This window comes from Amycolatopsis sp. SB7-3, assembly GCF_041021335.1.
GTDB lineage: Bacteria > Actinomycetota > Actinomycetes > Mycobacteriales > Pseudonocardiaceae > Amycolatopsis > Amycolatopsis japonica.
Window position 1 is genome coordinate 163241 of sequence record NZ_JBFPJQ010000001.1, and the last position, 24264, is coordinate 187504.

Here is a 24264-nt window from a genome sequence, read left to right on the forward strand (position 1 = left end):
GCCGACGTGAGCCGCGAATCAGCCGATTGAATCGAAGGGCCAAAGGCCAGTGAAGCGGCAGAAGGACCAGCCCGACCCCGCGGCGCGCCTGCGCGACCAGATCCCGGAAGCGGGCTTCCCCCGCGGTGTCGGGGTCGCCTCCGTGACGACCTTCGTCCTGCTCCTGGTGATCACCGCCTTCACCGCCCTCTACCTGTCGACGGCCGGGCCGCTCTCGCTGCTCCGCGCGGACACGGACGGGCAGGTCCCGGACGAGGTCACCGCGGGCAGGCAGCGGGCGACCACCGCGCTCGCCCAGACGCTGGCCACCTCGGCCACCTCGGCGGCGGGCGATCTGCGCGTCGCCCTCGACTCCGGCGTGTTCGACGAGACCTCCGACAACGCGGTTCTCGCCCGCCTCGGCGAGACATACCCCGACTGGCGCGGAATCGCCGTCTTCGACCCCGCCGCGAAGAGGGTCGTGGCCACCCATGGTGAGCCGGTGGCGGTCGAGAACCTCCGCGACGTCGACGTCACGAACCTCGTCGTCCGCCCGATCGCCCGGCCCGGCGACAGTCCGCTCGTCCTCACCGCGCTGCCGCTCACCGGCGCCCGCGCCGGCAGGCTCCTCGTCGTGTCGACCCCGCTGCGTGGTGTCTCGGCGGAGCTCGACAACGGCACCGTGCGGCAGATCCGGCTGGTCACCCCGGACGGTGTGCTGCTCTCGTCGTCCGGCGCCGACGTACCCGAAACCGACAGCGTCGCCCAGAGCCTGCTCACCCGCGCGGCGGCGGCCGCCGCGACGGGGGAATCGGGTGTCCTCACCGGCGACGCCGCGACGGATCCGGCCAAACCGGGCGAGCGGATCGCACCGGTCGTGTCCTATGCCCCGATCGTGTCGGACGGCACCACGGGAAGTCTCGGAATGTCGGCCGTCACCCTCAGCCGGTTCCCGGTCGAGCCGGTGCCGGTCCGCTGGCCGGGCCTGATTCCGGCCGCCGTGCTGCTGGTACTCGCCATCGCCGGGTTCGTGCTGCTGCGGCGCACCGTCGTGCAACCGGTCCTCCGCCTTCGTGCCGACGCGCTCGCGGTCGCGGCGGGCGAGCTCGGCAAGCCGGTGTGGCAGTCCAGGATCCGTGAGGTGAACCGGCTGACCCGCGCGGTGGAGCGCTACCGGTCGAAACTCGCCAGGCGACGGCCCGGCGCCAAGGTGAAGCCGATCCTCTCCGCGCAGCTCGCCGTCGCGATGGTCACCCTCGCGCTGCTCGGCTGGTCGGTCGCCGTCGCCGCGACCCTCGGCCGTCAGCACGCCGCGGTCTCCCCCGCCGTGCTCAGCGAGTACGGCGGCCGCGTCACGCATTCGGCGGAAACCCTGCGCCGCAGCCTCGCCCAGGGTCTCGGCGATCTGCGCTCCGTCGCCCGGCTCGGGTCCACGGTGCGGCCTGACCGGCTCGACGGCATGCTCGGGGAGCTCGCCGAGAACGAAAGCCGGTTCCGCAGCGTCTACGTCGCCGACGCGGAAGGCAAGGTGCTGCACAGCGAGGGGCGCGAGTCGCTTCGCGATACGGGGAAGCTGCCCGAGGGTTCGGGTATCCGCCAGCACAACACCAGCGGCCGGGTGCCCGTGGTGTACGCCTTCGCGCAGTTGCCGGACTCGAAGAACGTCTTGGTCGCCGAGTACGACATACCGAGGATGGCTTCGGTGCTCGGCTCGGCCGGTGGCCGCGTCCGGGTGGTCGACGAGGGCAGGCGGACCATCGCCGACACCCAGGGCTACCTCGCCTTCTCCGAACTCACCGACTCCGTGCTGGTCAAGAACGTCGTCGCCGCACAATCCGGCAAGGACGCCCGTGAGAGCACCGATTCGTCCTTGGTCGTCGCGAGCCGCCTCGCCGACGAGGGCAGTGTCGCCGAGCTGAACTGGGTCGTGGTCGCCGACCAGCCGATCGGCGCCCTGGGCGTCGCCGACAACACCGTGCGCTCGGGTGCCAGGGTCGCCGCGCTCCTCACGGCCGTCGTCGCCCTGATGTCGTTCGCCTGGCACCTGCTGGTCGTCGTCCTGCCGTTGCGGCGGGTGGCCGAAAGCGCCGTGCCGATCGCCAAGGGCGTCGGCATGGGCGCGGTGGTCTACCCCCAGCGCCAGGACGAGATCGGCACCATCGCCTCCTGTGTCGAGATCTGCCGTCAAGCGCTGACCGACGGCAAGGCCCGCCTCGGCGAGGTCCGCCGTCCGGTCGGCGCGGCGACCGACGAGACCAAACTGCTCCAGCGGATCGAGCCCGATCGTGACCGGCCACGGCAGGCCCGGAGGCGCGAACCACAGCCGGGGAAACCCCGCGCGCCGCGGTCGGCCGAGCCGCAGGCACGGCGGCACCGTGAGCCCGAATTGGCGGAACGAGGCCGGAGCCGGCGATGACGTTCCTCTATTTCGTGCTCCTCACGGCCTCGGTCGCGATGCTCGCGGCGGGCGTCGCCGAACAGCGCCGCCACTACCGCAACCTGCACAGCATCCCGACCCGGGTACTGGTCAACGGCATCCGCGGGAAATCGTCGATCACGCGCCTCTGCGCGGGCGCGCTGCGGGGCGGCGGCCTCGTGACGACCGCGAAGACGACCGGCACGGCGGCCCGGTTCATCCACCCCGACGGCAGTGAGGAGCCGGTCTACCGCAAGTTCGGCATCGCCAACGTCGTCGAGCAGATCGGCATCGTCCGCCGTGCCGCCGCGTACCGGCCCGACGCGCTGGTGATCGAGTGCATGGCGGTGATGCCGGACCTCCAGGAGATCAACCAGAGCAAGCTGATCCGCTCCACCATCGGCGTGCTGTGCAACGTCCGGGAGGACCATCTCGCGGAGATGGGCCCGACGCTGGACGACGTGGCACGCTCGCTGAGCCGTTCGATGCCGGTCGGCGGGATCTGTCTCACCGCGGAGAAGGACCGGCTCGCGATCCTCCAGGAGGAGGCGGACAAACGGAACTGCCGCCTGATCGCCGTCGATCCGGAGAGCGTCACCGACGAGGAGATGCGCGGATTCGGCTGGATCACGTTCAAGGAGAACGTGGCGATCGCGCTGGCCGTCGCCGACCTGCTCAAGGTCAACCGGCGCCTGGCGCTGGAAGGGATGTGGGACGCGCCGCCCGACCCCGGGGTGCTCCAGGTCCACCGCTACCGCGCGGGACGGCGGCTCGTGCGCTTCGCGAACGTCTTCGCCGCCAACGATCCCGAATCGACCCTGATGAACATCGACCAGCTCCGTGCGCAGGGGGCGATCGCCGATCCGCTGCACGTGATCATCAACTGCCGCCCCGACCGGGTCGAGCGCAACGGCCAGATGGGTGCGCTGATCCCGCGGGTCGCACCGGAACGGGTGGTGCTGATCGGTGAGCCGACGCGCAGCGCCCGGATCGCGATCCCCGACGAGTGGCAGGACCGCGTCGTCGACCTCGGCGGCTCACGGCCTTCCGAAGAGCTCCTGCGCAAGATCATCGGAGGTATCGACCGCCACGCCTCGCTGATCGCCATCGGCAACATCCACGGTCAGGGCGAACTGCTCATCGACGAACTCGCGAAACTGGAAACGGCCGCCTCCTGATGCTCACCACTTCGCTCTCCCCCGAGGTCGCCACCATCGGGCTCGCCATCGGACTGCTGCTTTCCCTGGTCTGCTACCTGACCACGAATCTGTCCCCCGGCGGCATGATCACGCCCGGCTGGATCGCGCTGACCATCGTCGAGGACTTCCGGCGCGCGGCGATCATCGTGCTCATGACCGCACTGACCTATGCGGGCACCAAGATCCTGCAGCGGGTGGTGATCCTCTACGGCAAACGCCTGTTCGCCGCGGTGGTCCTGCTGGGGGTCGTCCTGCAGACCACCCTGCTGCTGGTCCTGCAGGCCGACTTCCCACTGCTGTTCGTGCACCAGACGCTGGGCTTCGTGGTCCCCGGGCTGGTGGCCTACCAGCTGGTCCGGCAACCGCCGGCCGCGACCGTCCTCGCCACCGGGGGCGTGAGCCTCGCCAGTTACGCGATCCTGATCAGCGGCGTGCTGGTCGGGCTGGTTCCCACGTTGTGAGGACGTCGATGCGCAAAGCGATCCGGATCGGTGTGCTGGCCGCGGTGATCGGGGTGTCGGGCACCGCGGCGGTCTACGTCGCCAAGCAGGAGAAGCAGGACATCACCGCGGTGTCGGCGTCGGCGGTCGCGGATCGCGACGCGGCGATCGGTGGATACACCTACGAACGGCTCGAAAACCCCGCCAGGACCGTCGTCCGGGATTCCCTCGGCACTCAACTGGCGGCCCTCACCGACGGATCCCGCTCGGCCATGCTGACCGGTAAGAGCCGGACGTTCGCCGAACCGAAGTTCACCGCGGCCACCGTCACCTCGTCCGCCTGGATCCGATTCGCTCCCGAACCGTGGAAAGCGGGCGCGGAGAACGAAGCGTGGTTCCGCGACTGGCTGCCCAAGGCCCTCGGCGACACGTCGCCGGACCTGCTGGCGATAGCCCTGCAATACACCGACGGTTTCGCTCCCCAGACATCCAAGAAGCTCCGTGTCGCGGGCGACGCGGCCTTCGGTCCCGACAGCGCCGAAGGCCGCCTCGAAAAATCGGACTTCTACGACTACCTCGGCATCGACTGGGATTTCCCCGACAAGCACGAGAAGGCGGAGCGGGCTCGGTTCGGCTCGCTCGACTGCTCCGGCTTCGTGCGCATGGTTTACGGCTACCGCGCGGGTTACCCGTTGCTCGGCGGCAACACGAAAGGGCCGGGGTTGCCGCGGCGTGCCTGGGCGATGTCGGAGCTGGGGCCGGGCACCCAGTTGATCGAGGACGCCAAGACGCAGGCCGTGGACTATTCGGCCCTCCAGCCCGGCGATCTGCTGTTCTTCAACCTGGAGCCGGCGCTCGGGGCCCGGGTGTCGCATACGGGCATCTATCTCGGTCTCGACAGTGACGGCAGGCGGCGGGTCCTGTCGAGCCGGAAGGTCGCGAACGGCCCGACCTTCGGCGACGCCGGTGGCACCTCGCTGATCGACGGCGAAGGCACCTACGCGAAGGCGTTCCGTGCGGCGAAGCGGCTCTAGCACGCAAACAGGGCTCCGGGACCGATCGCCCCTCGCAGACCGGTACCGGAGCCCCTACGGAAGGCTCGCCTCCCCGCGAGCCGACCGTAAGCACACTTGGCGAGCTTCGCGGGACTCGGTATCGCCGGACCCCCAGTACCAGGCGATTCGCTGCCCGCGCTCTCTCCGCGCGATGGCATAACCTTGCCCGGTCACCCTGGGGTCACGGCAGCGTGAAGACCCCCAACTCCCCCTGAGTAGATCTACTCAACTGGTCTTGGCCGACGACGAAGCCCGCTTCGCCCGCGTCCGCGCCTGGCGTGCCTTCTCCGCCGCTTCGTTGGCCTTCTCGACCGGGCCCTGCTGCAAGGCGGCCAGCAGCCGCGTCACACCTTCGGCCTGTTCGGCCGCGGTCGGCTGGAGGACGTCGTCGCCGTCCAGTTTGGCTTGGATGAGCGCTTCGAGCGCCTCACGGTAGCGATCGGTGTACCGGCCGGGCTCGAAATCCCGCGTGAGGTCTTCGATCAGCGAGACCGCGTTTCGCAGTTCCCCGCGCCGCAGATCGACGTCCTCGTGCAGGAACGGGAAGTCGGGTCGCCGGATCTCGTCGGGCCACAGCATCGTCTCGAGCAGGATCACCTGGTCCCGCACGCGCAGCGCGCCCAGTGTCTCGCGTTGCCGCAAGGTCACCTTGACGATCGCGATCCGCCCGGACTGCTGCAGCGCCTCGCTCAACAGCACGTACGGCTTGGTGCCCGCCGGCTCCGGTTCCAGGTAGTAGCTGCGGGCGAAGTACATCGGGTCGACCTGGTCGGCCGGGGTGAAGCCGACGACGTCCATCGACTGGGTGGTCGGCGCGAGCAGCGACGCGAAATCGCCGGCGGTCAGCAGGACGACGTCGCCGTTGGGGACGGGGTACCCCTTCGCGATCTCGGCCGCGGGCACCTCGGCGCCGTCGACCTCGCAGACCCACTTCACCCGCACCCGGCCGCCGTCCGGCTCGTGCACCTGGTGGAGGGGGATGTTGTGCTCCTCGGTCGCGCTGTACGCCTTAACCGGAATGGCGTAGGTCCCGAATCCGATCGTGCCTTTCCACACCGCGCGCATGGCCCACCTCCGCCTGGTCAGCGTATCCACGCGCCGAAGCGGCGGGACAGCTACAAACGGGTGTCAGGGGCTACCGAATCGCTCACACATTCGAATGACGGACGCGATTCGGCGAGTGCCTCGGCCGAACAGTCGACAGCGGTGGCCGCCGCACGGAGCACTTCGGCGACCACCTCGACGTCGACCGTCGGGGCGGTGGCCAGCGCGCCTTCGCCGCCCCCTTCGACCCGGCCCGCCATACCTTCGAGCGCGATGGCCAGCGCCTGCTGGCCCGCGACGAGGTGCCGAACCACACTGAGAAGCTCGGGCACGGTCGCGGCGGGACCGGACGCGGTGAGGGAGACGGCGAGGTCGTCCGCGCACGCGCGGAGATGGGAGGCGACGACGGTCGGCGGCAGCGTGACACGTTGCGGACCGGGCACGCGCTCACCCCCTCCGGCTCCTTCAGGTCTCGACCGCGCACATCCTGCCACCGCCACCTTCCGTGACCCGCACGACACCCCGAACGTCAGGAAGCTGCCGCCAGCAGCGCCGCTTCGACCTTCGACCGCCACGCCTGGTCGACCCGGCCACTACGCGGCGCGACGGCGAACGAGTCGACGACGGCACCGCCGAGTGTGGCCACCTTCGCCCACCGCACCTCGGCCTCGCAGCGGCGCAACGCGCCCGCGACCCGGTACAGCAGGCCGATCCGGTTCGCGGCCCGCAGTTCGACGACGACCGTGTCGCGCCCGCTGGTCTCGTCGTCGAACCAGATCACCTTCGCCCCGGCCGGCGGCGTCTCCCCTCCGCCGTAGTCCCGTTCCTTCGCCGCGAGCCGCTGGGTGAGCGGCAGCGTCCCCGCCACCGCCCGCGCGAACTGCTCCCGCAGCAGTGTGACGTCGGGCAGCGAGCCGAATTTCGGTGACGCCGTGAAGACTCCCGCCCGTCCTCCGTCGTGCCCGCGCAGCACCGCCGCGTGGACTTCGAGCGAGTTCAGCGCGAGCACCCCGGCCGCGGGAGCCAGCAGTTCCGCGCGAGCGGGGACCGCCAGCACCACCGTCACCACCTTGCCGGCGGCGGTGATGCGCACCTCGCCGCGGCCGGACGCGACGGCTTCGGCGACGAGCTCCCGTTGTTCGGCGCCCATCGGCTCCGGCGGTACGAACCCCTTGCCGTGCAACGCTTCTTCGCAACCGGACACCAGTTCGGCGAGCAGGCGCGCCTTCCAGTCCGTCCACACGCCCGGCCCGGTGGCCAGCGAATCGGCCGTCGTCAGGGCGTGCAGCAGTTCCAGCAGGACGAGGTTCTCGTCGAGGGTCTTCGTGACCCGCTGGATCGTGGCGGGATCGCTGATGTCGCGCCGCGTCGCGGTATGCGGCAGCAACAGGTGATGCCGCACCATCGCCGACACCAGCGCCGAATCGGCCGTCGACAACCCGAGCCGGGCCGCCACCTGCGCGCTGATCTTCGCGCCGAGTTCGGAATGGTCCGCGTCGCGGCCCTTGCCGATGTCGTGCAGCAACGCGCCGATCAGCAGCAGGTCCGGCCGCGAGACGGTGGTCGTCAGTTTCGACGCCTCGACCGCGGCCCGCACGAGATGCCGGTCGACGGTCCACGAATGCACCGGCGATCTCGGCGGGAGATCCCGCACCGCACCCCATTCGGGGAACAGGCGCGCCCAAAGGCCCGTGCGGTCCAGCGCCTCCACGGCGTCGACGAGTCCCTCGCCGGCGCCGAGCAGTTCCACCAGCGCCTTGAGGGCGTCGGCGGGCCACGGCGCACGCAGTTCGGGCGCGGTGTCGGCGAGTGCCCGCAGGGTCCCGTGCGCGATGGGCTTGCGGATCCGGGCCGACGCCGCGGCGACCCGCAGCAGCAGGGCCGGATCCTTGGCGGGCAAGGCGTCCCGCGCCAGCGCGACCTCGTTGCCGTGCAGGACGACACCCTCGTCGAGCGGAGTCCGCACCGGACGGCGGCCGAACCGCGCCTTCGGTGGCTCCACAGTGGACCGAAGCGCGACGTCGACCGCGTACGCGATCGTCCGCCCGGCGCCGGAAAGCTTGCGCGCCAACGTGAACCGATCGCCGAAGCCGAGTTCGCCCGCGACCGTCTCGGCTTCCGGCGCGCTGAGGATGTCCCGCTCCCGGCGCAGTTCGCGACGCAGTTCCGTCCGGACGTCGAGCAGCAGGCTCTTGGCCGCCCGCAGTTCCTCGCCGGGCCTCGCCGTCAGCTGTGCCGCCGCCAGCGCCTCGAGGACGGCGAAGTCGCGAAGGCCGCCTCGACCGTGCTTGAGATCCGGCTCGGCGGACTGTGCGATCTCACCGCTTCGGGCCCAGCGCTGCCGGACCGCGTCCGACAGTTCGTCCATCCGCTTCCGGGCGGTCCGCCGCCACTGGTCCCGTGCCGCGGCGGCCAGCCTGGCGGTGATTTCCGCGTCCCCGGAGATGTGGCGGATGTCGAGCAGCCCCATCGCGGTCCGCAGATCCTCCGACGCCACCTTCAGCGCCTCACCCGGCGTGCGGACCGAGTGATCGAGGCCGATCTTGGCATCCCACAACGGGTACCAGATCGCGTCCGCGATCTCGCCGACCCGCGAGTTCCCGTTGTGCAGCAACAACAGATCGAGGTCGGAGAAGGGCACCAGTTCGCTGCGCCCCAGGCCGCCGACGGCGGCCAGCGCGACACCGGGTTCAGCGGTGTCGACGCCGGCCGCCGAAGCGCCCTTGCCCAACCAGAATTCGTAGAGGTCGACGCATGCCGCGCGCAACGCGGCCGCGCCCAACCTCCCGTGCCTGCCCTCGAGCAAACGCTCGGTGGCCTTGACCAGTTCACCCCCGTCGGCCATCGTGGGCGCCTATAGGGCGTCCGAGCCGCGCTCGCCGGTGCGTACCCGGATGACCGTCTCCACCGGCGTCACCCAGATCTTCCCGTCACCGATCTTGCCGGTGTGGGCGGCCGTGGTGATCGCGTCGAGGACCTTCTCGACGTTGGAATCGTCGGTGACGACCTCGACCCGCAGCTTCGCGACGAAGTCCACGGAGTACTCGGCACCCCGGTAGACCTCGGTGTGGCCCTTCTGCCTGCCGTAGCCCTGTACTTCACTGACCGTCATGCCGAGCACGCCCAGCTGCTCCAGCGCGGAGCGGACGTCGTCGAGCGTGAACGGCTTGACGATCGCGGTGATCAGCTTCATGCCTTGCTCTCCTCGAGTTTCGTGGCCGCGGTTCCGGTGGACGTCTTGACCGGGATGGAGCTCGGCTGGCCGAGGCCGCCGCCCGAACCGGTGAAGTCGTACGCGCTCTCCGCGTGCTGGGCCTCATCGATACCACTGACCTCGTCCTCCGCGCTGACGCGGAATCCGCCGAGCTTCTTGATCACCCAGCCGATGACGAAGGTCAGCACGAACGAGTAGCCGAGGACCACGGCCGCCGCGAGCGCCTGCTTGCCCAGCTGGCCGAGGCCGCCGCCGTAGAAGAGGCCGTCGACGCCGAGCGAGTTGACGCTGGTGGTGCCGAAGAAGCCGATGAGCAGCGTGCCGACGAGACCACCCACGAGGTGGACGCCGACGACGTCGAGGGAGTCGTCGAAACCGAAGCGGAACTTGAGGCTGATCGCCAGGGCGCACAGGGCACCGGCGATGAGACCGATGGCGATGGCACCCAGCGGGCTGACGAAACCCGCCGCCGGGGTGATCGCGACGAGCCCCGCGACGGCACCGGAAGCGGCGCCGAGGGTGGTCGGCTTGCCGACCTTGATCTGCTCGATGATCAGCCAGCCGAGCACGGCGGCCGCGGTCGCCACGGTGGTGTTGGTGAAGGCGACGGCGGCGAGGTCGTTGGCGGCCAGCGACGAACCGGCGTTGAAGCCGTACCAGCCGAACCACAGCAGCGCGGCGCCCAGGAGCACGAACGGCACGTTGTGCGGGCGTCCGGTGCCCTTCGGCCAGCCCTTGCGCTTGCCGAGCACGATCGCGAGCGCGAGACCCGCCGCACCGGCGTTGATGTGGACCGCGGTACCGCCGGCGAAGTCGAGCGCCTTGAGCTGGTTGGCGATCCAGCCGCCGACGGAATCGGCGCTGATGAAGCCGTTGAACGAGAACACCCAGTGCGCGACCGGGAAGTACACGATGGTCACCCACACCGCGACGAACAGCGTCCAGCCCCAGAACTTGGCGCGGTCGGCGATGGCACCGGAGATCAGCGCGGGCGTGATGATCGCGAACATCAGCTGGAACATCACGAAGGCGAACAGCGGCAGCGCGTCCGCGCCGGGCCAGGCGACCTCGGGCGTGGTGCTGGTCGCGGCGGTCGCGAATCCGGCGAGCTTGCCGGAGATGGTCGAGAGACCCGCGAAGTCGAAGTTCCCGAGCAACCCGCCGCCCACGTCGTTGCCGAACGCCATCGTGAAGCCGTACAGCGTCCAGAGGACACCGACTACGGCGAGCGCGATGAAGTTCATCATCAACATGTTCAGAACGCTCTTCGCGCGGACCATGCCGCCGTAGAAGAACGCCAATCCCGGTGTCATGAGCATGACCAGCGCGGCGCTGATCAACACCCATGCGGTGTCTCCTGCGTTCAGCACAATCTTCCTCCCGTGCCTGGGGTGTACTGCGCAGGAATCTTTGGACCGGGGTGTTTCCTCGGGCGGCGATTCAGGTTTCACCCGCGTGAACTGTCGGTGCGGCGTTGTTACGGCCAGGTTTCCGCTGACCTGGTGCGTTCTGTCCGGTTGCGAAACCTCGTGGTCGAATAGGGACATGAACGCGCGTGTATCCGGCCATGACCCTCTGCCACCGGCGATCGTCCGGTCGTTGCGGTGTTCGGTCTGCGGTGACCCGGTCGGGGTAACCGAGCGCACGGTGCGTTGCGATCGGGGCCACTCGTTCGACGTGGCGAAGCAGGGTTACGTCAACCTTCTGCATGCCCGCATCCCGGCGGGCACCGCGGACACGGCGCCGATGGTCGCGGCCCGTGTCGACCTCCTCTCGTCGGGCGTTTACCTGCCCCTCGCCGACGCTCTCGCGAAGGTGGCTTCGGAGCGCATCGAGGACGGGATGGTCATCGACGCCGGCGCGGGCACGGGCTACTACCTCGCGCACGTGCTCGACGCCGTTCCCGCCGCGTACGGACTGGCACTCGACGTCTCCGCCGTCGCCCTGCGCCGGGCCGCTCGCGCGCACACGCGCGCGGGCGCGGCCGTGTGGAATCTCTGGGAGCCCTGGCCGGTGGCTGATTCGAGCGCGTCGCTGATCCTCAACGTCTTCGCGCCGCGCAACGCCCCGCAGTTCCACCGCGTCCTGACGAAGGACGGGCTGCTGGTCGTCGCGACGCCGAACCCCGGGCACCTCCGGGAGCTGGGCGACCTGGTGATCTCCGTCGACGGCAGCAAGGACGCGCGGCTGGAGGACACCCTCGGCGAACGCTTCACCCGGGTGGACCGGCACGAGGTCACCCAGCAGGTGACGTTGACGCCCGGCCAGATCCGTCAGGTGGTGGAGATGGGCCCGAGCGCGCATCACCTCCACCGCGACGGCAGACGTGAACGCCTCGACGCGATCACCGGATCGGTGGACGTCACCACTTCGTTCAGTGTCACGCTGTACCGGCCGGTGTCCTGATGGAGGCACCCGCGACACTGCTCGCCGACGCCGCCTGGGTCAGCGCCCGTATCGGCGGCGCCGCGAAGCTCTACGGCTGCTCACGGCCCGAAGTCCTCGGCACGATCTGGTGGTACTCGCTCTCCTCCGTCCTCGTCGCTCCTTCGGTGGAATCCCTCGTGCGCGGCGAACCCTTGGACCCGTCACTCGACGCCGTCACGATCGCCCTCGTGCCGGACGGCCGTTTCACCGGCGCCCGGTCTTCCCGGGCCCTCAACGGCGGGCTTGCCGAACTCGGTGCCGCGTTCGCCGGAACGCTGGGCACCGCGATCGGCACGATCTCGGCTGTCACCAAAGCGAATCCGCGCGCGCTGGGCGCGATCGCCACGGATTCCATCGGCAACCGCCTGCTGTGGACCGGCGACACCGAACGGGCGATCGCGCTGGCGGCCGCGCTCGTGGCCGCGATCGGGCTCGGGATGCCGGAGCCTCGGTTCTCCCGGGTCGGGCGGAACACCGTGGTGCGCCGTGCTTCCTGTTGCCTGATCTACGAAGCCGGCAATCCGAAGTGCACCAGTTGCCCCCGGCAGACCCCGGCAGAACGGGACCGGCGGCTTCGCGCCGCACTCGGTTAGTGCGCGGTTTCTTTACGGGACAAGGTGAATTGGCAGGGTTTCGCAACGTCGGCAGGGGCCGATCGGTACAGGTGGTCGTGAGTGGCGTTTCGGGTTAGAACCCGAAACGCCACTCACGACCAACCCGGCCTGCGCGCTCAGGCCCGCCGACGCGGTTCTGTGGCCAATGGGACGCGTGGGAATCCCGTCTCATCCGGCGGCGAGATTCTCACCGGTCAACGCGGCCACCATCGCCGCCCGGCTGCCGACCCCCAGTTTGGTGAAGATCCGGCGCATATGCGCGGAAACCGTGTTCAGGCTGATTTCCAGCACGCCGGCGATCTGCTTGTTCGTATAGCCGCGGCCGACCATGCGCGCCACCTCGTGCTCGCGCGGGCTGAGCAAGTCGTGCGGTTCCGGCGTCACCGGCACGAGCAGGCATCTGACGCCGTGCTCGGTGACGTCGAGCAGCGGTTTCCGCTGCACGGCGCCCCCATCGTTCAGTTCCATGACACGTCTGACGAGTGATCTCGCCAGCTTTCGTACGGTTTCGTCCTCCGTGACGACCGTCGCCCGCTGCCGCGCGAGATCGTGTAGCGACGACGCAGGAAATCCCATCACCGGGCTCGTGGACATAGACCGGCCTCCCCCCTCTAGGTCTCCCTCCTTCTCCAGCAAACCCCTCCGACAGGAAAAGCGCATCGTCGGTTTGTGTGACAAGTACGAACTAGTCGATTCATGTCACGCAAGAACGTGTGACTACCGGTGCCCCCGGGTGCGCGGGCAGTGTCGGGTGAGTGCTCACCGACGCACCGCGCCGGCGATCGCGGATTTTCACCGGAGCAGAGGAGAACGGTTATGAGCCGTGGCTATGCGGCAGTGGACGGCGAGCTGGAAGACGAGCTGAGCCGTGAACTCGAGGCCGAGTTCGAAAACGAACTCGAGGACGAACTGGAAGGCGAATTCGAGGACGAGGACGAGTTCGAAGACGAGCTCGGCGGCCTGGCCCGGGAGCTCGAAGACGAGCTGGAGGACGAGGTCTACGGCGAGTACGAGGACGAAGACGAATTCGAGTCCGAGTTCGAGGCCGTCGTCCGCGAACTCGAGGACGAGTTCGAACTGGAATCCGAGGACGAGGACTTCACGCATCCGGCACGGCGGGTCTATCCCGACGCCGAGATGATGGCGCAACTGGCCTTCCAGGCCGAAAACGCCGAGACCGAGGACGAGGCGGAGGCCTTCCTCGGCGCGCTCGCGCCGCTGGCGTTCCAGGCGGCGAAATGGGCGGCACCGAAGATCATCAAACACGGTCCGCAGCTGATCCGCGGCGCGGTCAACCTCGGGCGCAAGCTGTGGCGGAACCCGGCGACCCGCCGCGCCGTCCGGCACATCCCGAAGATCATCGGCCGCACCGCGCGCGACGTCGGGCGCCGGTACGCCGACGGCCGCCCGATCAACGCCCGGTACATCACGCGCAGGCTGGTCGGCCACACCGTGAACAGCGCGCAGAACGCGCCCGCGAACCGCCGGAGCCAGCAGCGGCGCCGCGGCCGTCCCCAGCAGCGCCGTCGCCGTCCCGCCGCCCGCGGCGGGCGCCGGACACAGTCCCGGGGCCGGGCGGGCGCCGCCCGTCGTGGCAAGGCGCGCGGCCGTGCGCGCCGCCGCTGAGGCGCTGCCCGCGGCATCCGGTGAATCGGCCTCGTCCACCGGGTTCCGGCGGGCGAGGCCGTCCGGGGACGACGAGCTGACGGCTTGGGTGCTGTCCCAGGCCACCAACGTGGAACGGCATCTGGAGGCGCTGCGGCCGTTCCGCTGGTCGGAGTTCGGTGACCCGGCCACCGGCCCGAGCCGGGCGCATCTCGCGGCGGTCAACCGGACGATGGCGACCTTGCGGAAGCCGTTGTACTCCGCGACCCGCGCGGTTCGCCGTGCCGCGGACGAGGCGGTGGAACGGCCGGAACGCGCCGAACTCGCCCGGCTGCTGCGGGCGAAATCCCGGGCACAGCGCTGGGTCAAGACCACCGAAGGGGTCTGGGACTTCTACCTCGATCTGTTCAACCAGCGGCAAGGCGCGTTCGCCCCGTGGCTCGTGGCGTGCGACCGGGTGGCGCTCGACTGCTACCAGTACGCCTACCTCGGGATCGGGCGCTGGCGGTCGATCCCGACCCCGCCACCGTTCTGCTACCTGCGCACCGGATCCGGCCCGGCCACCTCGCGCCGCGGGATTCCCTTGCGGCGGCTGGGGAACCGGCTCAATCCCTTTCCGCTGATCCAGCTTCCGTATCACCGGCTGGTGAACCCGTGGACGCTCGGCGCGGTCCTGCACGAGGTGAGTCACAACCTGCAGAACGATCTCGGCATCGCCAGGGCGATCCCGCTGCAGGTGGCGGCGAGGCTCGTCGAAGCGGGGGTCCCACGGGAGGTGACCGGCGTCTGGGTCAGGTGGAACCGGGAGACGTTCGCCGATCTGTCCGCGCTGCTGCTCGGTGGCCCGGCGGTCGTCGGTTCGCTGTTCGACGTCATCGGGCGCACCGAACTCGAAACGACGGGATTCACCCCGCGCGCGGTGCACCCGGTGCCGTACCTCCGCGCGAAGATCTCGGTGGAGCTGTTGCGCCGCATGGGTTTCGCCCGGCACGCGGAGGCGTATGCGGAGATGTGGCACAAGTTGTACCCGCGGGCGAAGCTGGTGAACGCGCCACCGGCGCTGCTGAGGACGGCGGACAAGGCGATCCCCGTGGTGGTGGACGCGATGTGCTTCACGTCGTTCCCCTCGCTGGGGCACCGTCCCCTGGCGAAGGTGCTGCGGTTCGAAGCCAAGGAACAGGCGATGATCGAAGAAGCCGCCGGCAGGCTGGCCGACGGGGTCTCCCCCGGCGTCGTGCCGGAACGGTTCCTGATCGGCGCGGTCCGGTTCGCGCTCGACGAACGGATGGCCCCGCCGAAACGGCTTTTCGGCTTCTTCATGGAAGAGCTCGGCAGGAGGGCGAGATGACGCTCGACACCGAATTCTCCCGGCTGGGCAAGGAAGTGAACCAGGTGGCCGCGTGCTGGCGGGCCTTGGAGATCAGCGTCGCCGAAGACCGGCCCGCCGGCGTCGGGCTGGCCGCGGCGGATCATCTCGCCGAGGTCGTCCTCGACGGCACCGGAGAGATCGAGGCGGCCACACGCGCGACACAGGGCCCGGTGAGCGCGGAGTCGTTGCACACCACGGCGTCGTCGCTGCTGAACCTGCGGCGGCGGGTGGACGGGCACTGCCGTTCGCACCACGCGGTCTCCGGGCTGCTGCGCGCGGTGCACGGACGGGAACAGGAATGGCGGGGCTGGGCGAAGAGCTTCCACGCCGGGGTGGACCAATGCGCCACCGCCTTGTCCTCGGCGGAGGACGTGATGGTGCGGTGCTGGCGTGAAGCAGTGGAACTGGCCGAATTCAAGGGATGTGGGGCGACCCGATGACGATCAACGACGACCGCGGCGCGACGTTGCCGCGCGCACAGGACATCGACAGCGCGTATCCGCTGTCGACCGGGCAGTACCCACCGCAGGCGGCGGCCCCCGGCAAACTCGCCGAACAGACGATCAGCGACATGCTCGGCTGGAAGTGGCGCGAAGGCGACACCAAAGGGTTCGTGGCCGCGCTGACCGGCAGTTTCGAACTCAACGAGGTCCAAGGGCGCACCGAGGCGAAATGGACTCCGCGCGGATACGCGATCCAGGCCGATCTCGGCGCCGTCACCGGCGGTCAGGCCTCGCTCGCGGCGAGGGCCAGGAGCGCGGTCAAGGACTCGCTGGCGCTGCTCGATTCGCTCCGTCCACTGAGGACGGACTCGGATCCCGAGAACGCGGAGGGTTTCCGCGCGCTCGTCCGGCACGACCTCGAACAGATCCGGCAGGAGCTGGAGAGCCCGCTGATCCGCGTGGCGCGGGTCGATCAGCTCTTCCTGCTGCTGCTCGGCAACGGCGGGCTCGCGGTCGGGGCCGGAGACCGTACGCAAGGACATCTCGGCCAGCTGCGGGACGAGCTCGGCCTGGTCTCGGGCAAGGTCAACACGATCGAAGAGGAACGGATCCAGACCTCCTTCATCACGCTGACGGATTGGGTGGTCTCGTTGTTCAGGGGCTGGCAGGACGCACGCGACAAGATCGACCCGTTCTCGCAGCCGGCCGGTGGCCAGCCGTTCTTCGGTCCGGCCGTGGTCGCGCTCTCCCGGCTGCTGTCCGCGACCGCGTCGCAGGTCGACGAGGTGGTCGCGATGCTGCGGTCGGTGTTCGTCCAGCAGGAGGACCTCGAAGTGCTCCGCGTCCCCGATCCGCAGGGCGGGACGATGTCGCTCGGCGGGCTGCTGCGCTGGATCCGCGAGTTCGCCACCTTCGAGGGTGGCAAGCTGATCGAGTCGGCGGGCAAGGAAGGTGTCGGCACGTCGTTCCTGCAGATCGCGAAACGCCTGCAGCGGATCGTGGCGAACCTTCCCCGGCAGAGCACCGGCGGTCCCAACGGCGACGTGCCGGGCAACTTCCGCGCCTCGCTTCCCCCGGGATTCTTCAGCTCCCGTGTGCAGCGGGCCATCGACGAACTCGACGACCATCTCCAGGAGGTCGTCCGGATCGCCGAGCCGATCGGGCGGGACGGCTCGCCGTCGTCGTCCGATCCGAATCCGCCCGCACCGCCCACCCCGCAGCTCACGCCGCCGCCCGGCCGGACGCCGACGGTGCCTTCGGTCGCCGAGCTCCGTGAGGGGCACGGCGCCGGAGAAGGCCAGACACCACCCGAGGCGGAGGAACCGCCGAAACCCCGGACCACGCGCAAGCGGCCCGGGCAGTAGCCGGACCCGTACGGGAGGAAGACGATGGGCACGGAAAAGGAATACCGGGAACTCTTCGACCGGGTCGCGGCCTTGCGCGGCCAGGTCGCCGGGAAGCTCGCGAACGAACTGGGCAGCGATCCGAAACTCGGCGACGCGGTCCTCAAACAACTGGACGACATGCTCACCGCCGTCGAGGCGGAACAGCGGGGCAAACCGGGGCCGGCGGACGGCGGGATCGCGCAGCTCGTCGGGCTCGGCGACGGTTCGGCCGCGGACCTCGGCGCGACGGCGATGCCACCGGGAGTCGACGCCTACGACGAGACCGTCGCCTCGGAACGGGTCATCGCGGTCGGCGATCTGTACTACCTGTACCAGCACGAACGGATCGGCGTGTTCCGCGTCGTGCAGAAGCTGCAGGAGCTGTTCCAGGGCGGCGCCATCCGGCTTTCGGACGGCCCCGGCGCATTCGGGCTGTACCGGTTCGACCGGCGGGACGTCCTGCGCTACACCAGGCGGGATCGCGTCAGCGCGTACCGGCGCGTCCTCGGCTACGGCAAAGGGCTCGGCTCTGCGAACTCGCGGCCGAACACCGATTTCCACCAGCTGTTCACCCAGTTCAGCAACCAGGTCGCCTTGTTCTGGCGGGACAAGCGGATCTCCGACGTCGTCCGCGAACGCGCGTACGACCCGAGTTTCGGCAGTGTGGCGGTCGTCCGGCGCAGCGGTCTCGACCTGCGGAACAACCTGAAGTTCACCTCGTACGGTCACCTGAACGTCCTGCGGGTCGAGGTCATGCAACTGCTGACCGAGGCGTTCAAGATCCTCGGTTCGGAGGACGTGCTGGACCTGTTCGGCGCGGCCAACGCGTGGGACACCGTGGACGAGGTGCTGATCCGCTACTTCGACCAGCGGCTGGTGTCCTCGCCGCGCCAGCGGATGGCGGTCACCGGACGTCAGGTGCTGCGCTGGCTCGCGGCTCCGCACATCCTCGAGACCACCCGGTCGGAATTCGAGGCGCTGCTGCTCGAGATCGCGGAGCCTGCCGAGGAGTGGCTGACCTCGGCCCAGTCCCTGCGGCTGGCCGACCGGACGAACTCGCGAGAGGTACTACCGGTGGACCGGCACCGGCCGGCCGGGGTCGCGGTCTCCCGTGAACCGCGTCCGGTCACCCCGCGCCGGAACGGTCACCGTCCCGGCACCGTGATCACCCTGGACCGCAAGTAGCCACGTGCTGGGATCGATGGTCACGGAGTGGGACGCGGGGTAGCGTCGGGCGCGATGAGTGAACGCACCTGGGGCTTCCGCACCCGCGCCCTGCACGCGGGCGGGACGCCCGACCCGGCGACCGGCGCCCGCGCCGTGCCCATCTACCAGACCACGAGCTTCGTCTTCGAGGACGCGGCCGACGCGGCGAACCTGTTCGCGCTGCAGAAGTACGGCAACATCTACAGCCGCATCGGCAACCCGACGGTCGCGGCCTTCGAGGAACGCTTGGCCAGTCTCGAAGGCGCGATCGGCGGAGTCGCGACCGGCAGTGGTCAGGCGGCGGAGTTCCTGACCTTCTCCGCCCTCGCCGAGGCAGGCGACCACATCGTCTCGGCGGGCGGGCTCTACGGCGGCACGGTCACGCAACTCACCGGGACGCTGCGCCGCTTCGGGATCGAGACCACCTTCGTCAGCGGAGACCGCATCGAGGACTACGCGGCCGCGATCACCGACCGGACGAAGCTGATCTTCACCGAGGTCATCGGCAATCCGGGCGGCGGGATCGCCGACATCGCCGGGCTGGCGGAGCTCGCGCACGCGCACGACATCCCGCTGGTCGTCGACGCCACCTTGGCGACGCCGTACCTGTGCCGCCCGATCGAGCACGGCGCGGACATCGTGCTGCATTCGGCGACGAAGTTCCTCGGCGGGCACGGGACCACCCTGGGCGGGGTGGTCGTCGAGTCCGGGAAGTTCGACTGGGGCAACGGGAAGTTCCCGCGGATGACCGAGACCGTCGAGAGCTACGGCGGCCTGAAGTACTGGGAGAACTTCGGCGAGTACGCCTTCTGCACCCGGCTCCGCGCCGAGCAGTTACGCGACATCGGTGCAGTCCTCTCCCCGCACTCGGCCTTCCTCCTGCTACAAGGGGTCGAGACGCTGCCGCAGCGGATGGACGCCCACGTCGCCAACGCGCGAGCCGTCGCGGAGTACCTCGCGAACGACAGCCGGGTGGCTTGGGTGAACTACGCGGGCCTGCCGGGTCACCCGCACCACGACCGAGCGAAGAAGTACCTGCCCGCCGGGCCGGGTGCCGTGTTCTCCTTCGGCGTCGACGGCGGCCGCGCGGCCGGAGAGACGTTCGTGAACTCGGTCGAGCTGCTGTCGCATCTGGCGAACGTCGGGGACGCGCGGACACTGGTCATCCATCCGGCGTCCACCACCCATCAGCAGCTCTCCGAGGATCAGCTGCGTTCGGCGGGGGTGGGCGCGGACCTGATCCGCCTGTCGGTCGGGCTGGAGGACGTCGAGGACATCCTGTGGGATCTCGATCAGGCGCTCGGCAAGGCGGTGGCGGGATGACCTACGACGTCGGCGCGGTCGAGCGGCGCCGCATCCTCTCCCGGACGAGGTCGGTGACCATCGTCGGTGCCTCGAACAATCCCGCGCGGCCGAGCTACTTCGTCGCGACGTACCTGCTCTCCTCCAGCAAGTACGAGGTCAACTTCGTGAACCCGCGGCTGGACGAACTCCTCGGGCGGCCGGTGTACCCGTCACTGGCCGACGTGCCCGGCGAGACCGACCTGGTCAGCGTGTTCCGCAAGCACGACGACCTCCCCGGCGTGGCCGAGGAGGTCGTCGAGGCCGGAGCGCGCACGCTCTGGCTTCAGCTGGGCCTGTGGCACGAGCCCGTCGCCGACCTCGCCAAGGAGGCGGGGCTGGACGTGGTGATGAACCGCTGCGTGAAGATCGAGCACGCCCGGTTCGCCGGCGGGCTCCACCTCGCCGGGTTCAACACCGGCGTGATCAGCTCACGTCGCCAGTCCGCCCCCTGACCAGGGCCTGCCCGGCCCGTGAGAGGGTGGCGGCATGGCCAAACCGACGCCGCTGCAGCTCAGGAACATCGTCATGGCACTGCTCATGGCGGGTGCCCTGGTGTGGAACCTGTCCATCGGCGGCGCTTGGTGGCTCACCGCGATCTTCTCGGTCGGCATCGTCCTTTCGCTGTTCTCCGCGTACCTGAACCGGCCCGGCGCCCGTCCCTGACCCGCATTTCGTCCTCTAAACGCGGTAGTTCTCGATGCCAACTACCGCATTCAGAGGACGAAATGCGTCAGGAGCGGGCGGTCTCGAAACGCGAAGTGACGTCAGCGCGGCCACACTCCGAAAGCGCGCCGAAGAGACGTAGGCGCGCCATCCCGCCGTCGGGATAGATGTCGAGCCGGACTTCGGTCACCTCGGGTCCGGCGGCGAGCGCGAACCGGTGCCGTGTGTCCGGCTGCAACCGCGTCTTGGGCAGCAGTTCGACCCATTCGCCGTCGCCGTCCCGGCCGCTCAACGCGGCCCAACCCGGCGCGTTGCCCTTCAGATTGCTGTTGTCGAGCTCGGCGAACCGGATGACGCCCGCGCCGGCGAGGCGCACCGTGACCCAGTCGTTCCCGTCGTCCCGGCGCCGCGCGGTCTCCCAGCCCTCGGCCTGATGCGCGGCGAGTCCCGGCGAGAAGAGGTTGTTGGGCGAGGAATAGAACATGTTGCTGCACCCGGTGACCACCGCGCCGTTCTCCAGCGCGGCGAGGTCGAGCGCGCCGAGGTCGAGCAGCCGCGGATCCGGGATCGGCGTGCCGTGCACCCGCAGCCGGGCCACGCCGCCGTCCGGATGCATGGTCAGCCGGACGTGCGTGTAGCGCTTGCTCCCGCCGATCTCGAAGAAATTCTCGGTGTGCCCCGCCGCCGCGCCGCGTTTCACCAGTACGTCCCAGTCCGCTTCGGCCACTTCGGCCGCGCTGGGATAGCCGTCGACGGCGCACGCCTCGACCGAGACGAACGGCGGGTAGTTGCCCTTGAAGAACGCGGTGTCCACGATGACACCGGTGATCGCGCCCGCCAGGCCCAGCCGGATCACCGCCTGGTCGTCGCCGGGCTCGCGGTGCCGCCGGGTCTCCCAGCCGTCGTAGACCTGGCCCTTGGGGCCGAAGGTCTCCGTCTGATGCGCGGGCACCCAGGGATTGACCAGGTTCTCCTTCTCGGCGAACAACTCGTCCGTCGCCCACATCACGGTCCCGCCGAACTTGCGTGAGGCCAGGTCGGGCAGGGCTGTCCACTCAGGACGGTCGTTCACGGCATCCTCCATCTCAGCAATCACCCCGGGTCAGCAGAACGCCTGCCGGGTCTTCACCGGTGATCTCCTCGCCCCGCAACCACGTGCTCCGGACGACCCCGGCCAGCGGCCGTCCGTGGTAGGCGCTGACCGGGTTGCGGTGCTTCAATTTCGCGACGTCGACGACGAAAGCCTCGTCGGGTGCGAACACACTGAAGTCGGCGTCGTAGCCCGGCGCGAGATGCCCCTTGCGGCACATCCCCGCCTGCGCGGCCGGATGTTCGGCCATCCAGCGGACGACGTCGGTGAGGGCGAACCCGCGTTGCCGCGCCTGGGTCCAGACGGCGGGCAGGCCGAGCTGCAAGCCGGCGATCCCGCCCCAGGCGAGCCCGAAATCGCCGCTGTCGAAGCGTTTCAGCTCCGGCGTGCACGGCGAATGGTCGGTCACCACGCAGTCGATGACGCCGTCCGCGAGCCCCTTCCACAGCAGTTCGCGGTTCCCGGCCTCGCGGATCGGCGGGCAGCATTTGAACTGCGTGGCACCGTCGCCGATCTCCTCCGCGGTGAAACTCAGGTAGTGCGGACAGGTCTCGGCGGTCAGCCGGACGCCGTCGCGCCGCGCGCTCTCGACCATCGGCAGCGCGTCCGAGGACGACAGGTGCAGGATGTGCGCGCGGACGCCGGTCTTCCTCGCCAGCTCGATCACCTGCGCGATCGCCACGTTCTCCGCGCCACGCGGCCGCGAGTGCAGGAAGTCTTCGTATTTCTCGCCGTGTGGGTCGGGCGCGTGATCGATCGCGTCGGAGTCCTCCGCGTGCACGATGATCATGCCGTCGAAGGTCCGCAGTTCGGTCATCGCCTCTTCGAGCCCGCGCGCGTCCAGCGGCGGGAACTCGTCGACGCCGGAATGCAGCAGGAAGGACTTGAACCCGAAGACGCCCGCCTCGTGCAGGCCGCGCAGCTCCGCGAGATTGCCGGGGATCGCGCCGCCCCAGAACCCGACGTCGACGTGCACCTTGCCCTCGGCGGTCTTGCGCTTCACCTCCAGCGACGCGACGTCGACCGTCGGCGGCAGGCTGTTCAACGGCATGTCCACGATCGTGGTGACCCCGCCCGCCGCGGCCGCGCGGGTCGCCGAAGCGAACCCCTCCCATTCGGTGCGGCCCGGGTCGTTGACGTGCACGTGGGTATCGACCAGACCCGGGAGCAGCACGACGTCATCATCGAGTTCGAGCACCCGATCGCCGTCCAGATCGGCTCCGGCGGGCTCCACCGCGACGATGCGGCCGCCGTCGACACCGATGGTCGCGGGCACCTCTCCGGCGGCCGTCACGGCTCGGGCGGCTTTGATCACCAGGTCCATCTAAAAGCCTCCAACTTCCACTGGGTGGAATCGAGGTTTCGCACTCCGACATTAACTCCGGCCACCCTGCTCGTCAACGAGCCCAAGCGGCGCTACCTTCGCTTCGTGCAGTTAGAAGCCGAGTTCACCAGCGAACCGTTCCACGGCGAGGGTCCGCCACCCGAACACGCCGTCAAAGCCCGCGACACAGCGGAAGACGCGGGCCTGTCCGCCGACTTCGGCCCGCTCGGCACCCTCGTCCGCGGCGACGCCGACGCCCTCCTCGACGCGCTTCCCGCCATCGCCAGGGCGGCACTGGACGGCGGCGCCACGCGCGTGACCCTCCAGCTCCGGCAGGTCGGCGACGACACGACCGAGCCCGCGGTCGAACTGCACAGCGCCCTCGCCCGCCTCATCGGCGACGTCGAACGCGAGCTCGGCGGGAAACTCGACACCCTCGACCGCGCCGCCAAGCAGCGCGCGGTGCGGCTGCTCAAGGAACGCGGCGCGTTCGGCCTCCGCAAGTCGGTGTCGACCGTCGCGGAGGCACTGGGGGTCACGAGGTTCACGGTCTACAACTACCTCAACCGGGACCAAGACTGAAGAGCTGATTCAACAAAATGTTGACGACGGCCGAATCGTCGCCGTACCGTCAGTTCCCGTGCCGCTCACCATTCGAGAGTTCAACGAGGCTCCCGCACAGGACGTCCGGCCGGCGCTGACCGCCTGCCTCGACGTCCCGCGCTGGGTGGAAACCCTGCTGGCCAGGCGCCCGTACGCCGACCTCGCCGCGCTGCTCGCCGCGTCCGAGGCGCTCACCCCGTTGCGCCCCGAAGAGGTCCGGCGCGCCATGTCGGCCCATCCCCGGATCGGGGAGAAAGCCGGCGGCCAGAGCACCGAAGCGGGCTGGTCGCGCTCCGAACAGTCCGGTGTGGACGGTGACGCGGCGCGCGAGTTCGCCGCGGCCAACGCCGAATACGAAGCGACCTTCGGACACGTCTTCCTGGTCTGCGCGAGCGGACAGAGTGGCGCCGAACTGCTGGAAAACCTGCGTTCGAGGCTTTCGAACGACCCGGAGAAGGAACTCGAAGTGGCCGGTCAAGAGCTGGCCAAGATCGCCGCGCTGCGGCTGGAGAAGGCGGTGACGGCATGAGCCTCGTGACCACGCACATCCTCGACACCGCCGCGGGACGGCCCGCCGCGGACGTCGGCGTGCGGCTCGAAACCGGCGCGGGCGATCCCGTCGCCGAAGGCCGGACCGACGCCGACGGCCGGATCCGCGACCTCGGCCCGGACACCCTCGAACCCGGGGTGTTCCGGCTGGTCTTCGACACCGGCGCCTACCTCGGCCCGGACTCCTTCTTCCCCGAAGTCACCTTGACCTTCCGCATCGCCGACGGGACCGAGCACCACCACGTGCCGTTGCTGCTGAGCCCGTTCGCCTATTCCACCTATCGAGGGAGCTGAT

General features: G+C 69.6%; 25 protein-coding genes. 17 read left to right on the forward strand and 8 right to left on the reverse strand.

Features of this window, described 5'->3' with window-relative positions:
* Positions 1–49: 49 nt before the first annotated feature.
* From AB8M46_RS00740 to AB8M46_RS00755, 4 genes are read left to right on the forward strand one after another with little or no spacing between them, the layout of a single operon-like run.
* Positions 50–2395 (forward strand): hypothetical protein, encoded by a 2346-nt coding sequence (locus AB8M46_RS00740; protein ID WP_394359254.1) that lies wholly within the window; start codon positions 50–52, stop codon positions 2393–2395.
* Entirely contained in the window at positions 2392–3573 is a 1182-nt protein-coding gene (pgsB, locus tag AB8M46_RS00745) for a poly-gamma-glutamate synthase PgsB (RefSeq protein ID WP_037342309.1), read from the forward strand. The genes AB8M46_RS00740 and pgsB overlap by 4 nt, the downstream gene beginning before the upstream one ends.
* A complete protein-coding gene (locus AB8M46_RS00750; protein ID WP_037342308.1) occupies positions 3573–4055 on the forward strand; it encodes a poly-gamma-glutamate biosynthesis protein PgsC/CapC in 483 nt (160 codons plus the stop codon). The genes pgsB and AB8M46_RS00750 overlap by 1 nt, the downstream gene beginning before the upstream one ends.
* Before the next feature lie 8 nt (positions 4056–4063).
* Positions 4064–5068 (forward strand): C40 family peptidase, encoded by a 1005-nt coding sequence (locus AB8M46_RS00755; protein ID WP_394359255.1) that lies wholly within the window; start codon positions 4064–4066, stop codon positions 5066–5068.
* A 246-nt stretch (positions 5069–5314) separates the two neighbouring features.
* Here the strand turns inward: AB8M46_RS00755 and AB8M46_RS00760 are convergent, their stop codons facing one another.
* From AB8M46_RS00760 to AB8M46_RS00780, 5 genes are all read right to left on the reverse strand, one after another.
* Positions 5315–6154 carry a Ku protein gene (locus AB8M46_RS00760; protein WP_037342306.1) on the reverse strand — a complete coding sequence of 280 codons (840 nt, stop codon included), beginning with the start codon at positions 6152–6154 and terminating at the stop codon, positions 5315–5317.
* A gap of 50 nt (positions 6155–6204) precedes the next feature.
* On the reverse strand, positions 6205–6576 hold the full coding sequence (locus AB8M46_RS00765; protein ID WP_037342305.1) for a hypothetical protein: 372 nt from the start codon (positions 6574–6576) through the stop codon (positions 6205–6207).
* A gap of 86 nt (positions 6577–6662) precedes the next feature.
* Positions 6663–8978: a [protein-PII] uridylyltransferase gene (locus tag AB8M46_RS00770; protein ID WP_037342304.1), complete on the reverse strand. Its 2316-nt coding sequence runs from the start codon at positions 8976–8978 to the stop codon at positions 6663–6665.
* Positions 8979–8987: 9 nt separating this feature from the next.
* A complete protein-coding gene (locus AB8M46_RS00775; RefSeq protein ID WP_020630602.1) occupies positions 8988–9326 on the reverse strand; it encodes a P-II family nitrogen regulator in 339 nt (112 codons plus the stop codon).
* Positions 9323–10717, reverse strand: a complete 1395-nt coding sequence (locus tag AB8M46_RS00780; protein ID WP_052120827.1) for an ammonium transporter — start codon at positions 10715–10717, stop codon at positions 9323–9325. The genes AB8M46_RS00775 and AB8M46_RS00780 overlap by 4 nt, the downstream gene beginning before the upstream one ends.
* A 175-nt stretch (positions 10718–10892) precedes the next feature.
* Here AB8M46_RS00780 and AB8M46_RS00785 point away from each other — a divergent pair, with 175 nt between their 5' ends.
* Both AB8M46_RS00785 and AB8M46_RS00790 read left to right on the forward strand, forming a co-directional pair.
* Positions 10893–11753 (forward strand): putative RNA methyltransferase, encoded by an 861-nt coding sequence (locus AB8M46_RS00785; protein ID WP_394359256.1) that lies wholly within the window; start codon positions 10893–10895, stop codon positions 11751–11753.
* On the forward strand, positions 11753–12367 hold the full coding sequence (locus tag AB8M46_RS00790) for a (2Fe-2S)-binding protein (protein WP_394359257.1): 615 nt from the start codon (positions 11753–11755) through the stop codon (positions 12365–12367). Before AB8M46_RS00785 ends, AB8M46_RS00790 begins: the two co-directional genes overlap by 1 nt.
* A 189-nt stretch (positions 12368–12556) precedes the next feature.
* Here the strand turns inward: AB8M46_RS00790 and AB8M46_RS00795 are convergent, their stop codons facing one another.
* Entirely contained in the window at positions 12557–12856 is a 300-nt protein-coding gene (locus tag AB8M46_RS00795) for a helix-turn-helix transcriptional regulator (RefSeq protein WP_235213357.1), read from the reverse strand.
* 348 nt (positions 12857–13204) lie between these two features.
* On the opposite strand from AB8M46_RS00795, the gene AB8M46_RS00800 reads away from it, so the two are divergent.
* The 8 genes from AB8M46_RS00800 to AB8M46_RS00835 are packed head-to-tail and all read left to right on the forward strand — an operon-like array spanning position 13205 to position 20403.
* Positions 13205–14014: a hypothetical protein gene (locus AB8M46_RS00800; RefSeq protein ID WP_037342300.1), complete on the forward strand. Its 810-nt coding sequence runs from the start codon at positions 13205–13207 to the stop codon at positions 14012–14014.
* Positions 13998–15341: a hypothetical protein gene (locus tag AB8M46_RS00805; RefSeq protein WP_394359258.1), complete on the forward strand. Its 1344-nt coding sequence runs from the start codon at positions 13998–14000 to the stop codon at positions 15339–15341. Before AB8M46_RS00800 ends, AB8M46_RS00805 begins: the two co-directional genes overlap by 17 nt.
* Complete coding sequence (locus AB8M46_RS00810) at positions 15338–15802, forward strand: hypothetical protein (RefSeq protein WP_037342299.1); 465 nt, start codon at positions 15338–15340, stop codon at positions 15800–15802. The genes AB8M46_RS00805 and AB8M46_RS00810 overlap by 4 nt, the downstream gene beginning before the upstream one ends.
* The gene (locus AB8M46_RS00815) at positions 15799–17169 is read left to right on the forward strand and encodes a hypothetical protein (protein WP_037342625.1); all 1371 of its coding nucleotides are present in this window, start codon (positions 15799–15801) and stop codon (positions 17167–17169) included. The genes AB8M46_RS00810 and AB8M46_RS00815 overlap by 4 nt, the downstream gene beginning before the upstream one ends.
* A 24-nt stretch (positions 17170–17193) precedes the next feature.
* Positions 17194–18375 carry a hypothetical protein gene (locus AB8M46_RS00820; RefSeq protein ID WP_037342298.1) on the forward strand — a complete coding sequence of 394 codons (1182 nt, stop codon included), beginning with the start codon at positions 17194–17196 and terminating at the stop codon, positions 18373–18375.
* Positions 18376–18429: 54 nt separating this feature from the next.
* A complete protein-coding gene (locus AB8M46_RS00825) occupies positions 18430–19719 on the forward strand; it encodes an O-acetylhomoserine aminocarboxypropyltransferase/cysteine synthase family protein (RefSeq protein WP_378428826.1) in 1290 nt (429 codons plus the stop codon).
* Entirely contained in the window at positions 19716–20192 is a 477-nt protein-coding gene (locus tag AB8M46_RS00830; protein WP_037342296.1) for a CoA-binding protein, read from the forward strand. Before AB8M46_RS00825 ends, AB8M46_RS00830 begins: the two co-directional genes overlap by 4 nt.
* 34 nt (positions 20193–20226) lie before the next feature.
* Entirely contained in the window at positions 20227–20403 is a 177-nt protein-coding gene (locus AB8M46_RS00835) for a hypothetical protein (protein WP_162836896.1), read from the forward strand.
* A 67-nt stretch (positions 20404–20470) separates the two neighbouring features.
* Here AB8M46_RS00835 and alc read toward each other — a convergent pair whose 3' ends face one another.
* Both alc and allB read right to left on the reverse strand, forming a co-directional pair.
* Positions 20471–21487, reverse strand: a complete 1017-nt coding sequence (alc, locus tag AB8M46_RS00840) for an allantoicase (RefSeq protein WP_394359259.1) — start codon at positions 21485–21487, stop codon at positions 20471–20473.
* Between the two features lies 1 nt (position 21488).
* The gene (gene allB / locus AB8M46_RS00845) at positions 21489–22817 is read right to left on the reverse strand and encodes an allantoinase AllB (protein WP_394359260.1); all 1329 of its coding nucleotides are present in this window, start codon (positions 22815–22817) and stop codon (positions 21489–21491) included.
* A gap of 105 nt (positions 22818–22922) precedes the next feature.
* Here allB and AB8M46_RS00850 point away from each other — a divergent pair, with 105 nt between their 5' ends.
* Genes AB8M46_RS00850 through uraH form a run of 3 tightly spaced genes read left to right on the forward strand, consistent with a single transcriptional unit; the run spans position 22923 to position 24263 of the window.
* Entirely contained in the window at positions 22923–23399 is a 477-nt protein-coding gene (locus AB8M46_RS00850) for a helix-turn-helix domain-containing protein (protein WP_360125443.1), read from the forward strand.
* Positions 23400–23457: 58 nt separating this feature from the next.
* Positions 23458–23949: a 2-oxo-4-hydroxy-4-carboxy-5-ureidoimidazoline decarboxylase gene (gene uraD, locus AB8M46_RS00855; protein ID WP_394359261.1), complete on the forward strand. Its 492-nt coding sequence runs from the start codon at positions 23458–23460 to the stop codon at positions 23947–23949.
* Positions 23946–24263 carry a hydroxyisourate hydrolase gene (uraH, locus tag AB8M46_RS00860; protein ID WP_037342291.1) on the forward strand — a complete coding sequence of 106 codons (318 nt, stop codon included), beginning with the start codon at positions 23946–23948 and terminating at the stop codon, positions 24261–24263. The genes uraD and uraH overlap by 4 nt, the downstream gene beginning before the upstream one ends.
* Position 24264 lies beyond the last annotated feature (1 nt).

Bases quoted from the DNA above. Each gene is read 5' to 3' on its own strand.
- AB8M46_RS00815 (WP_037342625.1), top strand. From the start codon at position 15,799: ATGACGATCAACGACGACCGCGGCGCGACGTTGCCGCGCGCACAGGAC.
- allB (WP_394359260.1), bottom strand. From the start codon at position 22,817: ATGGACCTGGTGATCAAAGCCGCCCGAGCCGTGACGGCCGCCGGAGAG.
- alc (WP_394359259.1), bottom strand. From the start codon at position 21,487: ATGGAGGATGCCGTGAACGACCGTCCTGAGTGGACAGCCCTGCCCGAC.
- AB8M46_RS00755 (WP_394359255.1), top strand. From the start codon at position 4,064: ATGCGCAAAGCGATCCGGATCGGTGTGCTGGCCGCGGTGATCGGGGTG.
- AB8M46_RS00835 (WP_162836896.1), top strand. From the start codon at position 20,227: ATGGCCAAACCGACGCCGCTGCAGCTCAGGAACATCGTCATGGCACTG.
- AB8M46_RS00790 (WP_394359257.1), top strand. From the start codon at position 11,753: ATGGAGGCACCCGCGACACTGCTCGCCGACGCCGCCTGGGTCAGCGCC.
- AB8M46_RS00795 (WP_235213357.1), bottom strand. From the start codon at position 12,856: ATGGAACTGAACGATGGGGGCGCCGTGCAGCGGAAACCGCTGCTCGAC.
- pgsB (WP_037342309.1), top strand. From the start codon at position 2,392: ATGACGTTCCTCTATTTCGTGCTCCTCACGGCCTCGGTCGCGATGCTC.
- AB8M46_RS00800 (WP_037342300.1), top strand. From the start codon at position 13,205: ATGAGCCGTGGCTATGCGGCAGTGGACGGCGAGCTGGAAGACGAGCTG.
- AB8M46_RS00830 (WP_037342296.1), top strand. From the start codon at position 19,716: ATGACCTACGACGTCGGCGCGGTCGAGCGGCGCCGCATCCTCTCCCGG.
- AB8M46_RS00760 (WP_037342306.1), bottom strand. From the start codon at position 6,154: ATGCGCGCGGTGTGGAAAGGCACGATCGGATTCGGGACCTACGCCATT.
- uraH (WP_037342291.1), top strand. From the start codon at position 23,946: ATGAGCCTCGTGACCACGCACATCCTCGACACCGCCGCGGGACGGCCC.
- AB8M46_RS00775 (WP_020630602.1), bottom strand. From the start codon at position 9,326: ATGAAGCTGATCACCGCGATCGTCAAGCCGTTCACGCTCGACGACGTC.
- AB8M46_RS00750 (WP_037342308.1), top strand. From the start codon at position 3,573: ATGCTCACCACTTCGCTCTCCCCCGAGGTCGCCACCATCGGGCTCGCC.
- AB8M46_RS00770 (WP_037342304.1), bottom strand. From the start codon at position 8,978: ATGGCCGACGGGGGTGAACTGGTCAAGGCCACCGAGCGTTTGCTCGAG.
- AB8M46_RS00785 (WP_394359256.1), top strand. From the start codon at position 10,893: ATGAACGCGCGTGTATCCGGCCATGACCCTCTGCCACCGGCGATCGTC.
- AB8M46_RS00825 (WP_378428826.1), top strand. From the start codon at position 18,430: ATGAGTGAACGCACCTGGGGCTTCCGCACCCGCGCCCTGCACGCGGGC.
- AB8M46_RS00810 (WP_037342299.1), top strand. From the start codon at position 15,338: ATGACGCTCGACACCGAATTCTCCCGGCTGGGCAAGGAAGTGAACCAG.
- AB8M46_RS00820 (WP_037342298.1), top strand. From the start codon at position 17,194: ATGGGCACGGAAAAGGAATACCGGGAACTCTTCGACCGGGTCGCGGCC.